The sequence below is a fragment of the Rhizobacter sp. P2_H3 genome, assembly GCF_056403355.1.
The window spans coordinates 1-15,298 of sequence record NZ_JBFUFQ010000061.1; the positions used below are offsets into that span (position 1 = coordinate 1).

At 69.1% G+C, this 15,298-nt stretch carries 14 protein-coding genes; 12 read left to right on the plus strand and 2 right to left on the minus strand.

The features are described 5' to 3' along the window. Window positions 1-230 precede the first annotated feature (230 nt). Complete coding sequence (locus AC1D1T_RS13825; protein ID WP_477826154.1) at window positions 231-1,508, minus strand: ABC transporter substrate-binding protein; 1,278 nt, start codon at window positions 1,506-1,508, stop codon at window positions 231-233. Between the two features lie 147 nt (window positions 1,509-1,655). Here AC1D1T_RS13825 and AC1D1T_RS13830 point away from each other — a divergent pair, with 147 nt between their 5' ends. The 3 genes from AC1D1T_RS13830 (at window position 1,656) to AC1D1T_RS13840 (ending at window position 3,077) form a co-directional block, all read left to right on the plus strand. Continuing rightward, window positions 1,656-2,240 (plus strand): GAF domain-containing protein, encoded by a 585-nt coding sequence (locus tag AC1D1T_RS13830; protein ID WP_052211233.1) that lies wholly within the window; start codon window positions 1,656-1,658, stop codon window positions 2,238-2,240. Window positions 2,241-2,379: 139 nt separating this feature from the next. After that, on the plus strand, window positions 2,380-2,661 hold the full coding sequence (locus AC1D1T_RS13835) for a hypothetical protein (RefSeq protein ID WP_477826155.1): 282 nt from the start codon (window positions 2,380-2,382) through the stop codon (window positions 2,659-2,661). A gap of 5 nt (window positions 2,662-2,666) precedes the next feature. Continuing rightward, the gene (locus tag AC1D1T_RS13840; RefSeq protein ID WP_465111025.1) at window positions 2,667-3,077 is read left to right on the plus strand and encodes a methylglyoxal synthase; all 411 of its coding nucleotides are present in this window, start codon (window positions 2,667-2,669) and stop codon (window positions 3,075-3,077) included. 182 nt (window positions 3,078-3,259) lie between these two features. On the opposite strand, the gene AC1D1T_RS13845 is transcribed toward AC1D1T_RS13840, so the two are convergent. Then, window positions 3,260-4,399, minus strand: a complete 1,140-nt coding sequence (locus AC1D1T_RS13845; protein ID WP_465111024.1) for a metallophosphoesterase — start codon at window positions 4,397-4,399, stop codon at window positions 3,260-3,262. A 224-nt stretch (window positions 4,400-4,623) separates the two neighbouring features. On the opposite strand from AC1D1T_RS13845, the gene AC1D1T_RS13850 reads away from it, so the two are divergent. From AC1D1T_RS13850 to AC1D1T_RS13890, 9 genes are all read left to right on the plus strand, one after another. Beyond that, window positions 4,624-5,940 carry an ABC transporter substrate-binding protein gene (locus AC1D1T_RS13850; protein ID WP_477844889.1) on the plus strand — a complete coding sequence of 439 codons (1,317 nt, stop codon included), beginning with the start codon at window positions 4,624-4,626 and terminating at the stop codon, window positions 5,938-5,940. Between the two features lie 76 nt (window positions 5,941-6,016). Then, window positions 6,017-6,874: a carbohydrate ABC transporter permease gene (locus AC1D1T_RS13855; protein WP_465111022.1), complete on the plus strand. Its 858-nt coding sequence runs from the start codon at window positions 6,017-6,019 to the stop codon at window positions 6,872-6,874. Between the two features lie 16 nt (window positions 6,875-6,890). Next, window positions 6,891-7,718: a carbohydrate ABC transporter permease gene (locus tag AC1D1T_RS13860; RefSeq protein ID WP_047500431.1), complete on the plus strand. Its 828-nt coding sequence runs from the start codon at window positions 6,891-6,893 to the stop codon at window positions 7,716-7,718. Window positions 7,719-7,727: 9 nt separating this feature from the next. After that, complete coding sequence (locus AC1D1T_RS13865) at window positions 7,728-8,783, plus strand: ABC transporter ATP-binding protein (RefSeq protein WP_047500429.1); 1,056 nt, start codon at window positions 7,728-7,730, stop codon at window positions 8,781-8,783. A 16-nt stretch (window positions 8,784-8,799) separates the two neighbouring features. Continuing rightward, the gene (gene dalD / locus AC1D1T_RS13870) at window positions 8,800-10,200 is read left to right on the plus strand and encodes a D-arabinitol 4-dehydrogenase (protein WP_477992004.1); all 1,401 of its coding nucleotides are present in this window, start codon (window positions 8,800-8,802) and stop codon (window positions 10,198-10,200) included. Continuing rightward, a complete protein-coding gene (locus tag AC1D1T_RS13875) occupies window positions 10,193-10,993 on the plus strand; it encodes an L-iditol 2-dehydrogenase (RefSeq protein ID WP_477842912.1) in 801 nt (266 codons plus the stop codon). The genes dalD and AC1D1T_RS13875 overlap by 8 nt, the downstream gene beginning before the upstream one ends. A 19-nt stretch (window positions 10,994-11,012) precedes the next feature. Further along, window positions 11,013-11,951, plus strand: a complete 939-nt coding sequence (locus AC1D1T_RS13880; protein ID WP_047500421.1) for an AraC family transcriptional regulator — start codon at window positions 11,013-11,015, stop codon at window positions 11,949-11,951. A 28-nt stretch (window positions 11,952-11,979) separates the two neighbouring features. Further along, window positions 11,980-12,726 (plus strand): response regulator, encoded by a 747-nt coding sequence (locus tag AC1D1T_RS13885; protein ID WP_477992005.1) that lies wholly within the window; start codon window positions 11,980-11,982, stop codon window positions 12,724-12,726. Next, on the plus strand, window positions 12,710-15,298 hold the full coding sequence (locus tag AC1D1T_RS13890; RefSeq protein ID WP_477992006.1) for an ATP-binding protein: 2,589 nt from the start codon (window positions 12,710-12,712) through the stop codon (window positions 15,296-15,298). The genes AC1D1T_RS13885 and AC1D1T_RS13890 overlap by 17 nt, the downstream gene beginning before the upstream one ends.

The window sequence follows — 15,298 nt, forward strand, 5'->3', positions numbered from 1 at the left end:
CCAATAGGGACGGGGCGCCGGAGCTGGCTGGTTTCATGGCCCGCGTGCGCCAGCACGCTTCGTGCACTGACTGTCGCCCACTGTTTGACCACAACGAACGAAGTGAGTGGAGGGAGTTTGGGCGACGGGCCATGAAACCAGTCAGCGCAGGGGAGTCATTGCCYCCCAAGGGGCAATGACCGCACCGGCCGGCGAGCCACAGCCTCCCCACCCGCGTCTTTGCCTGCGCCTCAATTCCAACGACCCCCGCGGCCAATCTGGTTCAGGCGCTGATCGAGCTTGGCAACGGCCTCTTCGGGCTTCGCGCTGCGAGAGAGCACCTCGTGCGCCGCGTTCCAGAACTCGTTGCTGACCTGGTTGTAGCGCGAGGCCGTCACGGTGGCAGGCCGCGGCACCGCGCTCGCGAACGTGCCGGCCAGCTGGCTCATGAACGGGTTCGCGGCGACCACGTCCTTGTCCTGGTAGAGCGTCGAGACCGTCGGGTTGAACGAGCCCTTCAGTGCCCGCTCCTTCTGCACTTCGGCACTGGTCATGTACATCACCAGGTCGGCCGCGAGGGCCGCGTTCTTCGAGTACTTCGACACCGCGAGCTGCTGCCCGCCCAGCGCCGCCGCGTTCGAGCCCGCATCGCCGCCCTTCGGCAACACCGCCACGCCCACCTTGTTCTTGATCGGGCTGTCGTCGCGCTGCGCCAGCGACCAGGCGTACGGCCAGTTGCGCATGAAGACCGCGTTGCCGGCCTGGAACACGCCGCGCGATTCCTCCTCGGCATAGTTCAGCACGGCCGTCGGCGAGATCGTGCCGACCCACGAGGCCGCCATCGCCAGCGCCTTCGAGGTCGCCGGGTTCTTCACCGACACCTTGCCCGCCGCGTCGACGATGGTGCCGCCGCCGTAGCTCGACACCCACTCCAGCGCATTGCAGGTCAGCCCCTCATAGGCCCGGCCCTGCCACACGTAGCCCCACATCTTGTCGTTGCCCGCGGCACGCTCGGCCGACTGGATCTTCTGCGCGGTGTCGGTCAGCTGCTCCCACGTGACCGGCACCTTCAGGCCGTGCTTCTCGAGCAGGTCCTTGCGGTAGTACAGCAGCCCCGCATCGATGAACCACGGCATCGCGACCAGCTTGCCCTGCACGCTGCCGTTCGTCACCATCGACGGGAAGTGCGTCTTCTCGACACCCTTGCTGTACGGCTTCAGGTCCAGGAAGTGCGAGCCGAGGATGCCCGGCCACACCACGTCGACCTGGAACACGTCGATCTTGTCCGACTGCGAACCCAGCACCTGCTGGTACAGCGCCAGCCGCTCGCTGGCATCGTTCGGCGTGGACACCACCTCGACGGCGTTGCCCGACTTCTTCGCCCAGGCCTCGGCCGCGCTCTTGCACAGCTCGAGCTCCTGGCCGACCGCCCCGCACGAGATCTTCAGCGTCGCAGCTTGCGCGGTCGCCGTCGCGATCAACGAAAAGCCGGCCGCAGCCAGCGCCAGGATCAGGCGTCTTTGCATCATCGTATGTCTCCATCCGTTGTGGTCCGGGCCGGATCGAGTCCGGCTCCTGGTGCGGCATTACAGCGGCCACCCGCCCGGCCAGGATGTCGACTGTGAGCGACACCCCTGCCGGTTTTGTCATCTTTGAAACATGGCTACAGTGCGCGCATGAAGTTGCACGACGCCTTCGGTCCCGACGACCTGTCGGTGATGATCTCCGAGCTGCTGGTGGCCACCGCCGACGGCACCGACCCCGGCATCGACCAGTCCGTCACCGAGGTGCTGCGTACGCTGCGCGACCGCCTGAAGATGGACGTGGTGTTCGTCTCCGAATTCGTCGACGGCCAGCGCGTGTTCCGCTTCGTCGACGGCGACAACCCGCCGATGGGCCCCGGCGACGGCAACCCGATCGAGGAGAGCTGGTGCAAGCAGGTGGTCGACGGACGCATGCCGGAGCTGGTGCCCGATGCGGCCGCCATCGCGAAGGACATCGGGCTGCCGCGCACCGACATCACCGTCGGCGCCCACCTCAGCACGCCGATCGTCATGCCCGACGGCAGCGTCTACGGCACGCTGTGCTGCTACAGCGCCGCCCCGAACCCCGCCCTGCGCAAGCGCGACCTCGACAACCTGCGCAACTGCGCCATCCTCGTCGCCCGCAAGCTCACCGCGGCCAGGAAGGCGAACCAACGGGGCGCCGAGGTCGACTGGTCGCTGGAGCCGATCAGCGAAGAGCGCTGGAAGCTGAAGTGAGTCCGGGGTTCCGCGTACGGCAGCAATCCACGCATCCCCCGAACGAAGGTGTCACGCCGTGCGCACGGCCGGCCGCCACTGGCTACCATGGCTCCCACGCGTTCGCCCGTGCGGATGCATGAACGCTTGAGGCCACCCCGTGTTTGAAACCATCCTCGCCGGCACCGTGCTCCTGGTCTGCGCCATCCTGCTGGTGCGCCTGACGCTCAGCGTGCGCCGACGAATGCAGTTCGATTTCATGATGCAGCGCTGGTGGGCCACGCTGGCCGGCACCTGGCTGCGGCTGTGGCGCTGGCCGGCCGCGCGCCGTGAGGCGAACCGTGAGGCGCGCGACGCGATCGAGCGCGCCCGCGACGGCGGCGAGTGGGACGGCAACGTGTACCGACCGAAATCCTTCCGCAAGCCCCGCAAACCGCACTGATGTTCATGACCGACACCATTTCCGACACCCCGTCAGCCCCCCCTCCCCGCATCGCCCTGATCGCCCACGACCACAAGAAGGACACGATGGTCGAGCTGGCCCGCGAGTACCTGGGCTTCCTGCAAGGCTGCACGCTGGTCGCGACCGGCACCACCGGCGGCCGCCTGCACGACCAGCTCGGGCTGACCGTGCAGCGCATGCTCAGCGGCCCGCTCGGCGGCGACCTGCAGATCGGCGCGAAGCTCGCGCAGGGCGAGATCGACCTGGTGGTGTTCCTGCGCGACCCGATGACGCCGCAGCCCCACGAACCCGACATCAATGCGCTGGTGCGGGCCTGCGACGTGCACGACGTGCCCTGCGCCACCAACCTGTCGACGGCACGCCTGGTGCTGGCCCGCTTGTCGGAAAGGCGCTGATCCTGCCGGGCACGTCGATTGCCCCCTTCCTGACGGGCCCGTGCCCGCAGGAGTGTTTCGATGAACCAGCTCTCAGAGCGCCCCGACGCCCGACGCCGCCGTGTCGAAGGCCCGTCGCGGGATCCGCGTGACCACGCCGGCCTGGAACGCCCGGCCGCCCATCCGAAAGGGACTGAACCCTCTCAGGCCGCCCGGACCAGCCGCACCCGCGTGATCTCGGACGGCGCCCCCAGCCGCTTCGGCGGCCCCCAGTAACCCGTTCCCCGGCTCACGTAGACCCACAGCGCGCCCAGCCGGTGCAGCCCGGCCACGAACGGCTGCTGCAGCGGCACGAACAGGTTCCACGGCAGGAACTGCCCGCCGTGCGTGTGGCCTGACAACTGCAGGTCGAAGCCCGCCTCGGCCGCCGCCGGCGCGCTGCGCGGCTGGTGCGCCAGCAGCACCTTCGCATGCGCTTCGTCCGACGCGCCGTGCATCGCCCGTGCCGGATCGCTGCGCTGCCGCTCGTCGAAGTGGTGCGCGCCGAAATCGGTCACGCCCGCCAGCAGCAGCCGCCCCGCGCCATGCTTCAGCAGCAGGTGCTCGTTCATCAGCACCGTGATGCCGAGCCGCCGCAGCTCGGCCACCCAGGCCGGCGCACCGGAGTAGTACTCGTGGTTGCCGGTGACCGCGAACACGCCGTGCCGCGCCTGCAGCCGCCCGAGCGGCGCGGTGTGCTCGGAGAGTTCCGGCACCCGCCCGTCGACCAGGTCGCCGGTCAGCGCCATCACGTCGGCGTCCAGCGCATTGGCCGCATCGACCACGCGGTCGACGAAATCCTTGCGGATCGTCGGGCCGACGTGCAGGTCGCTGATCTGCACCAGCGTAAAGCCTTCGAGCGCCGGCGGCAGGCCGGCAATCGGCACGTCGACGCGCCGCACGCCGGGCCGGCGCCGCGCGTTCAGCAGGCCCAGCAGGCTGGCGAGCAGTGCCAGCGCCGGCACCGCGAGCGCCGACACCTGCAGCACCGCCAGCGGGATTGGCCCGCCGCCCGCCGCCAGGTTCCACCCGCCCCACGCCAGCAGCGCCACGTCGCGCCCAAGTGTCAGCACCAGCAGCGTCGAGAAGAACCCCATCGCGATCAGCCCGGCCCAGGCCAGCAGCCCGGTCGCCGCGCGCCGCCCGAGGATCGGGCTCGCGGCCGACAGCACCAGCAGGAACAGTCCGATCAGCAGGCCCGCCCCCACGGCGCCCCACGGACCGGGCAGCACGCCCAGCAGACGGACGCCGATCCAGGCATGGAAGGCAGCCAGCAAGGCCACCGGAAACAAGCGAAATGACATGGCAGGACCTGTCGTGAGCGGGGCAAGCCCCACAGATGGGGCTGGCTTGCGCCATCTCAACACAACCCCTGTCCCCGAAATCCAGGAAAACCCGGGCCGTTCGATGCAAGAAAGTACAGCTCTTGGCAGGGTCCGTACCAAATCGTTCAAAGGCATACGTCTATCGTTGCGGCTGCGGACGTGGCCCACCACGTCGCATCAGTTCGACAACGATGGAGACACAGATGACAAACAAGACTGCAATGGTTCTGGCCTTTGGCGCGCTGGGCGTCGTGGCGGCCACGTCTTCGCATGCCACCGACCTCGTGATCGCGACCGTCAACAACGGCCACATGATCGAGATGCAGAAGCACACCAAGGACTTCGAGAAGGCCAATCCCGGCATCACGCTGAAGTGGGTCACGCTCGAGGAAGGCGTGCTGCGCCAGCGCGTCACCACCGACATCGCCACCAAGGGCGGCCAGTTCGACGTGATGACGATCGGCCTGTACGAGGCCCCGATCTGGAGCAAGAAGGGCTGGCTGAAGGAGATCAAGACCGACGCCGCCTACGACGTCGACGACCTGCTGCCGGCGATCCGCAGCGGCCTGTCGCTGGACGGCAAGCTGTACGCCGCGCCGTTCTACGGCGAGAGCTCGATGACCATGTACCGCGACGACCTCGTCAAGGCCAAGGGCCTGACGATGCCGGCCAATCCGACCTGGACGCAGATGGCCGACATCGTCTCGAAGATCCACGACCCGGCCAAGGGCGTGTACGGCCTGTGCCTGCGCGGCAAGCCGGGCTGGGGCGACAACATGGCCTTCCTGACGACGATGGTCAACACCTACGGCGGCCAGTGGTTCGACATGAGCTGGAAGCCGCAGATCGACACCAAGCCGTGGAAGGACGCGATCGGCCAGTACGTCGACCTGATGAAGAAGTACGGCCCGCCCGGCGCGTCGGCCAACAGCTTCAACGAGAACCTCGCGCTCTTCAACGAAGGCAAGTGCGGCGTGTGGATCGACGCGACGATCGCCGCCTCGTTCATCAGCGACCCGAAGCAGTCGAAGGTGGCCGACAAGGTCGCCTTCACGCAGGCGCCGCAGGCCGTCACGCCGAAGGGCGCGAACTGGCTGTGGTCGTGGAACCTCGCGATCCCCGCCTCGTCGCAGAAGGCCGACGCCGCGCAGAAGTTCATCACCTGGGCCACGTCGAAGGACTACATCAACCTGATCGCGCAGAGCTCGGGCTGGCACACCGTGCCGACCGGCACGCGCAAGTCGACCTACGCGAACCCCGAGTTCCAGAAGGTCGCGAAGTTCGCGGTCGAGGAGCAGAAGGCGATCAACAGCGCCAACCCGAACGACAGCACGCTGCCGAAGTCGCCGTACGTGGGCGTGCAGTACGCGGCGATCCCGGAGTTCCAGGCGATCGGCATCGCGGTGGGCCAGCAGATGAGCGCAGCCTTGTCGGGCAAGGTCACCGTCGACCAGGCCTTGAAGACCTCGCAGACCGCTGCCGAGCGTGAAATGACCAAGGGCGGCTACCTGAAAAAGTAGGCTTTCCTCCTAGCCCTTTCTGCCTCCGTGCTGGCGTGTGCCGGCCGGGGGTCAGTGCCTGACGGAGGTTCACGCCATGACCCGATTCCTGCCCCGCGCGCTGATGGCGCCGGCGGTCACCACGCTGTTCCTGTGGATGATCGTCCCGCTGGTGATGACCATCTGGTTCTCGCTGGTGCACTACAACCTGATGCAGCCCGGCGACAAGACCTTCGTCGGCATCGAGAACTTCCACTACTTCATCACCGACCCGGACTTCTGGCCGGCGGTGCTGCAGACGCTGGAACTGCTCGGCGCGGTGATCGTGATCACCGTCGTGCTGGGCGTGGGCCTGGCCCTGCTCGTCAACGAGCCCTTCCCCGGCCAGGGCATCGTGCGCGTGCTGCTGATCTCGCCGTTCTTCGTGATGCCCACGGTCAATGCGCTGCTGTGGAAGCACATGATGATGAACCCGATCTACGGGGTGCTCGCGCACGTGTGGCACTTCTTCGGCGCGACGCCGATCGACTGGATGACCGACCTGCCGCTCGCCTCGGTGATCCTGATGCTGTCGTGGCAGTGGCTGCCGTTCGCCTGCCTGATCTTCATCACCTCGCTGCAGTCGCTCGACCGCGAGCAGATGGAGGCGGCCCGCATGGACGGCGCCAACGCGCTGCACCAGTTCTGGTACCTGACGCTGCCGCACCTGGGCCGCTCGATCGCGGTCGTCGTGATGATCGAGATGATCTTCCTGATGAGCGTGTTCGCCGAGATCTTCACCACCACCGGCGGCGGCCCCGGCAACGAGAGCACCAACCTCGCGTTCCTGATCTTCAAGCAGGCGCTGATGAACTTCGATGTCGGCGTGGCCTCGGCCGGCGCGCTGTTCGCGGTGGTGCTGGCCAACATCGCCGCGGTGTTCCTGATCCGCATGGTTGGCAAAAACCTCGACTGACGCCTGGACTGACGCCATGAGCACCACCTACCCGAACGGTTTCCCGTACGTCCGCACCTTCTTCGCGTGGGCGATCGCGCTGCTGCTGTTCTTCCCGCTGCTGTGGCTCGGCCTCACCGCCTTCAAGACCGAGATGCAGGCGATCGCGGTGCCGCCGCAACTGATCTTCACGCCCACGCTGTCGAGTTTCGCCGAGGTGCAGGAGCGCAGCGACTACCTGCTGTACGCGAAGAACTCGCTGATCACCAGCCTGGTGTCGACGATCCTCGGCCTGATGATCGCCGCGCCGGCCGCCTATTCGATGGCCTTCTTCCGCACGAAGCGCACGCGCGACATCCTGATGTGGATGCTGTCGACCAAGATGATGCCGGCGGTCGGCGCGCTGGTGCCGGTGTACGTGATGGCGCAGACCACCGGCATGCTCGATTCGCTGACGGCGCTGATCATCGTGTTCACGCTGTCCAACCTGCCGATCATGGTGTGGATGCTCTACAGCGCCTTCAAGGAGGTGCCGAACGACATCCTCGAGGCGGTGCGGCTCGACGGCGCGACCGTGTGGGACGAGTTCCGCCACGTGATCCTGCCGCTGACGATGGGCGGCATCGCGTCGACCGGGCTGCTGTGCCTGGTGCTCGCGTGGAACGAGGCCTTCTGGTCGCTGAACCTGACCTCGGCCCACGCCGGCACGCTGGCCGCGCTGATCGCGTCGTACTCCAGCCCCGAGGGCCTGTTCTGGGCCAAGTTGTCGGCCGCATCGCTGCTGGCCATCGCTCCCATCATCGTGTTCGGCTGGTTCAGCCAGAAGCAACTCGTCCAAGGCCTGACCTTCGGCGCCGTCAAGTAAGGAGACCCCATGTCATTCCTCGAACTCAAGGGCATCGTCAAGGAATTCGGGCCGGTGCGCACCATCAAGGGCATCGACCTGCAGATCGAGAAGGGCGAGTTCATCGTCTTCGTCGGCCCGTCGGGCTGCGGCAAGTCGACGCTGCTGCGGCTGATCGCCGGGCTCGAGGCCACCACGCAGGGCTCGCTGCAGCTGGACGGCCGCGACATCACGCACGTGCCGTCCGCCAAGCGCGACCTCGCGATGGTGTTCCAGTCGTACGCGCTGTACCCGCACATGACGGTGTTCGACAACATGTCGTTCGCGCTGAAGCTCGCGAAGGTCGACGTGGCGACGCGCCAGCAGAAGGTCGAGCGCGCCGCGAAGATCCTGAACCTCACGCAGTACCTGCAGCGCACGCCGAAGGAGCTGTCGGGCGGGCAGCGCCAGCGCGTCGCGATCGGCCGCGCCATCGTGCGCGCGCCCAAGGTCTTCCTGTTCGACGAGCCGCTGTCCAACCTCGACGCGGCGCTGCGTGGCCAGACGCGTGTCGAGATCGCGAGCCTGCACCGCGACCTCGGCGCGACCACCATCTACGTGACGCACGACCAGGTCGAGGCGATGACGCTGGCCGACCGCGTGGTGGTGCTGCGCGACGGGCTGATCGAGCAGGTCGGCACGCCGCTGGAGCTGTACGACCACCCGGCCAACCAGTTCGTCGCACAGTTCATCGGCACGCCGCAGATGAACGTCGTCAAGACGGCTGCCGTGCCCGAACTGACGCGCCTGGCCGGCACACGGTTGCCCACCGACGGCGCGGTGGGCGTGCGGCCCGAGTACGTGCGCGTCGGTGCCGCCGGAACCGGCCTCGCAGCCCGCGTGGAGCTGATCGAATCGCTCGGCTCCGACACGCTGATCCACACCCGCATCGGCGACACCAGCGAAGGCGTCCCCCTCGTCTCGCGGCAGAGCGAGCGCACCACCCTCAAGCCGGGCGACAGCGTCGGCATCAGCTTCGACGCCAGCGCCCTCCACCTCTTCGACGCCCAGGGGCGAACGCTGCGCCCGCTGCAGCAGGCCGCCTAGCGATGCGAGCTTTCCCATGACGACCACTCCCCTGACCATCCTCCACCTCGGCCTCGGCTCGTTCCACCGCGCGCACCAGGCCGTCTACCTGCAGAACCTGATCCATCAGGGCGACACCACCTGGCAGATCGCCGGCGGCAACCTGCGCCCCGACATGGCCGACACCATCGCGGCGCTGCAGAAGCAGGGCGGTGCCTACACGCTGGAGACGGTGACGCCGGCCGGCGAGCGCTTCTACGAGCGCATCACCGCGATCCGGAAGATCGTGCCGTACACGCCCGACCTGGCCGGGCTGATCGCGATCGGCGCCGATGCCGCCACGCGCATCATCTCGTTCACCGTCACCGAGGCCGGCTACTACCTCGACGACCAGAACCGGCTCGACGACAGCTTCGCCGACCTGGCCAGCGACCTGGCGGGCAAGACCCGCAGCACGATCTACGGCGCGATGGCCGCGATCCTCGACGCGCGCCGCACGCGCAACGCCGGCCCGGTGACGCTGCTGAACTGCGACAACCTGCGCGGCAACGGCGAGCGCTTCCGCGCCGGCTTCCTCGATTTCCTCGCGCGCCGCCAGCAGGCCGCGCTGCACGCCTGGGTCGAGCAGAACACCAGCTCGCCGAACGACATGGTCGACCGCATCACGCCGCGCCCGCTGCCCGACATCGCGGGGCGCGTGAAGGCCGCGACCGGCGTCGACGACGGCGCGCCGGTGATGGGCGAGCGCTTCATCCAGTGGGTCATCGAGGACCACTTCATCAACGGCCGCCCGGCCTGGGAGAAGGCCGGCGCCGAGATGGTGGCCTCGGTGCTGCCGTACGAGGAGGCGAAGATCCGCATCCTGAACGCGAGCCACAGCTGCTTCGCCTGGGCCGGCACCCTGCTCGGCTACCAGTACATCCACGAGGACGTGGCGCACCCGGCGATCCGCCAGATGGCGTTCGACTACGTGACGAACGACGTGATCCCGTCGCTGGAGGCGTCGCAGAAACCGTATCCGCTCGACCTCGCCGCGTACCGCGACGTCGTGATCGACCGCTTCAGCAACCCGTACCTGCAGGACACCAACCAGCGCGTCGCGATGGACGGCTACGCGAAGATCGCCGGTTTCCTGTGGCCGACCTTCCGCGAGTGCCTGGCCCGTGGTGCGTCGATCGCGTCGGTCGCGAAGCTGCCGGCGCTGTTCTTCGAGTTCCTCGGCCGCTGGCACCGCGGCGAGCTGAGCTACACGTACCACGACCAGGGCATGGACGTGGCGGCGGCGCATGCGATCTTCGAGAGCGCCGATCCGCTGGCCGCGTTCAGCCGCGATCCGGTGCTGTGGGGGCCGCTCGCCGGCGATGCGCGGCTGGTGGCCGCGCTGCAGCGGGCGCATGCTGAGGTCAAACAGTTCCTGAAGGAGAACGGCCATGGCTGACTACCCCGCGACGCAACGCCTCGCGGATTGCCACGCGCTGCTGACCGGTGCCGGCGGCGGCATCGGCCTGGCGGTGACGCGGGCCTTCCTGCGCGAAGGCGCGCGCTGCACCGCGGTCGACCTGCCCGCCACGCCGGCGCCCGAGCTGCAGGCGCTGGTCGACCAGCACCCGGGCCGCGTCCAGTACCTGAGCGGCAACGTCGCGCGCAGCGACGACATCGCCCGCTTCGTGGCCGGCGCCGAAGAACGCCTCGGGCCGCTGACAACGCTGTTCAACAACGCCGCGGTGTTCGACCTGGCGCCGCTGCTCGATTCGGACGAGGCGATGTACCAGCGCCTCTTCGACGTCAACGTGAAGGGCATGTTCTTCACGATGCAGGCGGTGCTGCGCCGCATGGTCGCGGGCGGCGTGCGCGGCAGCATCATCAACCTCGCGTCGCAGGCCGGGCGCCGCGGCGAGGCGCTGGTGTCGCACTACTGCGCCAGCAAGGCGGCGGTGATCAGCTACACGCAGTCGGCGGCGCTCGCGATGGCGCCGCACGGCATCCGCGTCAACGGCATCGCGCCGGGCGTGGTCGACACGCCGATGTGGGGGCAGGTCGACGCCCTCTTCGCGCGCCACGAGCACCTGCAGCCGGGCGAGAAGAAGATCGCGGTCGGCAAGGCGGTGCCGCTGGGCCGCATGGGCGTGCCGGACGACATCGCCGGCGCCGCGGTCTTCCTGGCCAGTGGAGAATCGGCGTACATCACCGCGCAGACGCTGAACGTCGACGGTGGCAACGTGATGAGTTGATGACTTTCTTGAAGCCGCGATGAACACCCACCGGACCCGCAGCCCCGAACTCGAGCACGACTTCGTGCGCGACACCAAGCTCGGCTACGAGCCGGAGGGCACCTACGGCTACGTGCGCTGCCTGGAGCATGGCGTGCCGAACCCGCTGGTGCGCTGGCACTACCACGAGGAATACGAGCTGCACCTGATCATCGAGACGCGCGGCAAGGTGTTCGTCGGTGACTACATCGGGCATTTCGAGCCGGGGCACCTGGTGCTGACCGGGCCGCGGCTGCCGCACAACTGGATCTCCACCGACATCCCGGCCGAGGGCGTGCCGCTGCGTGACGTGGTGCTGCAGTTCTCCGACGAGCCGCTGCGCCGCGCGACCGACCTGATCCCCGACCTGCGCGACGTGCTGCCGCTGCTGGAGCGGGCGCGCCACGGCATCGAGTTCTTCGGCATGAGCGACCGGGCGCGCGAGCGGCTGGTGCGCATCCGCAGCCTGCACGGGCTGAAGCGTTTCACCGAGTTCCTGGAGTTCCTCGGCGAGCTGTCGGACTGCAGCGACTACCGGCTGCTGTCGAGCATGCCGCTGCAGAGCTTCGACGACGACACCTCGCTCGCGCAGATCAGCACCATCGTCGACTACATCACCGAGAACAGCGCGAGCCAGTTCTCGATGGGCGAGCTGAGCCGGCGCGTGGGCATGAGCGAGAGCCAGTTCTCGCGCTACTTCCGGCGCGCCACCGGCAACACCTTCACCGATTTCGTGAACCGGCTGCGCGTGACGCGGGCCTGCCAGCTGCTGATGGAGACCGACCGCTACATCACGAACGTCTGCTACGACGCGGGGTTCAACAACGTCGCGAACTTCAACCGGCGCTTCCTGGAGATCAAGGGGATGACGCCGAAGGAGTTCCGCAAGCAGGGCGAGGCGCGGTTCGGCGGGGGCTCGGGTAAATCCCCATCCCAGTAGCCAATCCCCCCCGGTGCACACTGCCGGGATGCCTGCCCCCGCCCGCCCGCGCATCCTCGTCGTCGACGACGACCCTGACCTGCGCGCCTCGCTCGACGACGCGCTGACGCAGTCCGGTTTCGACGTCAGCACCGCAGGCGACGGCATCGGCATGCACGCGGCACTGGCCGAGGCACCGCACGCGCTGGTGCTGCTCGACCTGCGCCTGAAGGACGAGCACGGGCTGGCGCTCGCGCGCAGCCTGCGCGAGCGGCACCCTGCGTTGCCGATCATCATGATCAGCGGCAGCAGCGACGAGATGGACCGCGTGCTGCTGCTCGAGCTCGCGGCCGACGACTTCCTCGTCAAGCCGTTCAGCCCGCGCGAACTGCTGGCCCATGTGCGTGCGGTGCTGCGCCGCACGCAACCCGCCGCGGCCGCAGCGGCCCCCACCGAACCCGCGGCCCAGCTGCATTTCGGCGACTGGACGCTCGACCTGCGCGAGCGCGAGCTGCGCGCCGCCGATGGCAGCGCCTGCGCGCTGACGCCGGCCGAGTTCCGGCTGCTCGAGGCTTTCGTCAGCCAGCCGGGCAAGGTGTGGACGCGCGACCAGCTGCTGGAGCACACGCGCAGCCTGGAGACCGAGGTGTTCGACCGCAGTGTCGACGTGCTGATCCTGCGCGTGCGCCGCAAGATCGAGCCGAACCCGAAGCACCCGCGCTACATCTGCACCGAGCGCGGGCTGGGTTACGTCTTCGCTGCGCCTGTGACCCACGGGCATGAGCGCACCACCTGAAGCGACACCCAGCGTCGGACCCCGCGCCCAGCGGGTCCGCACCCGGCTGATGGCCGCCTTCGTGATCCTGCTGGTCGCCGCGATCGCGCTGGCCATCGTCGGCTGGCTCGGCATGCAGCGCACGCAGCGCGAGCTCTCGGCCTACGAAGACGAGGTGCTGCCGCAGATCGCGCAGGCGCTCGAACTCGCCGAGCGCACGACGCGCCTGGCCGCCACCGCGCCCGACCTGGCCGAGTCGCGCACGCCCGAGAGCCTGGACGCCAGCGCGACGATCGCGCGCGGGCTGATCAGCGAGATCCGCCAGCGCTCCGGCGAGATCGACGGCCAGGGCCCGCTGAAGGCCCGCATCGGCCCGCTGATCGACCGCGGCGACATCAACCTGCTGCGGCTGGCCGAGCTGACGCAGCTGCGCCAGCAGGTGCGCCAGCGGCTGCAGACGCAGATGGAGCGGCTGGAAGACATCGGCAGCCGGCTGCACGCCCGCGGCACGCCGCCGCGCCACGGCGACCCGGTGCTGACGCAGGTGTGGTCCAGCCTGGTGCTGGGTGCGAGCGTCGACACGCCGGCCACGCTCGGGCGGCTGCAGGCCGATGTCGAGGCGCTGCTGATCGCCGCCGACCGGCGGGCCGCCTACGCCGGCCTCGGCGACGTGTTCCGCGCGACGCTGCGCGAGCTGTCGATCGGCCCGGCCGGCATCCTGCGGTTGCGCAGCGAGCAGATCAACCTCGACAGCCGCAGCGGCTCGCTGGTGCTGCTGACGCGCACCAACGCCGACGAGCTCAGCGCGCAGGTCTCGCGCCACGTCGACACGCTGCGCGAGACCGCGCAGACGCGCAGCGAACTCGTCTCGCGCGCGATCGCCTCCGGCAAGACCGGCCTGCTGCTGCTGACGCTGGTGTGCGGCGTGATCGCGCTCGGCGCGACCGCCTACGTGCACCGGCTGGTCGGCGGCGTCGAGCGGATCACCGCGGTGATGTCGCGGCTCGCGCGCGGCGACACCTCGGTGGCGACGCCGGCAACCGCGCGCCGCGACGAGCTGGGCGCGCTCGCCCGCACCTTCGAGGTGTTCCGCGACAACCTGCTGGCCAAGCAGCAGCTGGTGGCCGACCTGCGCCAGCAGGGCGAGCTGCGCGCCGCGGTGCACAGCAGCATGAACGACGGCCTCGCGGTGTTCGACCGCGACGGCCGGCTGCGCCTGTGGAACGAACCGCTCGAACGCATGCTCGCGGTGCACGGCGTGCGGCCGGCCCCGGGCCAGCCGCCACGGCAGCTGATGGCGCAACTGGCCGGCGGCATCGCATGGAGCGCGCCGGGGCTCACCGAGCGGCAGGCGCTGGCCGCCGGCGCGCTGCCACCGTTCACCGCGCATGCGCATGTCGAGCTGTACCTGCCGGACAACCGCGTCTATGACGTGCGCAGCCGGGCGATGCCCGATGGCGGTGTCGTGAGCCTCGTCACCGACCTGACCGAGCGCCGTGCGATCGAGGTGCAGCTGCAGCATGCGCTGCGGCTGGAGATGCTGGGCCAGCTGACCGGCGGCGTCGCGCACGACTTCAACAACCACCTGGGCACGATCGTCGGCACGCTGGGCTTGCTGGAGGCGCAGACGGGGCTCGATGCCGTCGGCCGTGCGCAGCTGGAGCGCGCCGGCCGGGCCGCCGAGCGCGCAAGCGCGTTGACGCGGCGCCTGCTAGCGTTCGCGCGGCGCCAGCCGCTGCAGGCCGAGCCGGTCGCGGTGGACGCGATGGTCGAGGAGATGATCGACCTGATTGACTACAGCGCCGGCGACGCGGTGCAGGTGGCGCTGGCACTGCGGGCCGGCGACGCCTGCGTGCACGTCGACCGCGGGCAGCTGGAGAACGCGCTGCTGAACCTGGTGATCAACAGCGCGGCCGCGATGCCCGGCGGCGGGCGGCTGGAGATCGCAACGCGGGTGGAGGGCGGCGAGTTCGAGCTGCGCGTCAGCGACACCGGCAGCGGCATTCCCGAGGCGCTGCGCGAGAAGGTGTTCGAACCGTTCTTCACGACCAAGGCAGACGGCGAAGGCAGCGGGCTCGGGCTGTCGATCGTCTATGGCTTCGTGAAGCAGTCGGGCGGGCGCATCGCGCTCGCGAGCCGGGTCGGCGAGGGCACGAGCGTCAGCTTGCGCTTTGCGCTCGAGGCTGCGGCGCGCGAGCGGCAAGCGCCGTCAGGGCCCGGCCTGTCGGCCACGGTGCCGGTGTCCTCGGTGCTGCTGGTGGACGACGACGAAGCGGTGCGCAGCACGGTGTCGGAAATGCTCTCGTCCGCGGGCTGCCGAGTGCAGGCGGTCGCCAGCGCGGAAGAGGCCCTGCGCCGGCTGGAGGACGGCGCCGCGCCGCAACTGCTGCTGTCGGACCTGCGCCTGGGCGATGGCATGGGCGGCGTGCAGCTGGCCCGCACCGTCGCGACGCGCTGGCCGCAGCTGCGCGTGGCGCTGATGTCGGGCATGCCGCTGGAGGCGTTCAGCGGCCAGGCCGACTGGGGGGCGGGCTGGCCGTTCCTGCAGAAGCCGTTCGACGCTGCCACGCTCAGGGCCTGCCTGAGCGCATAG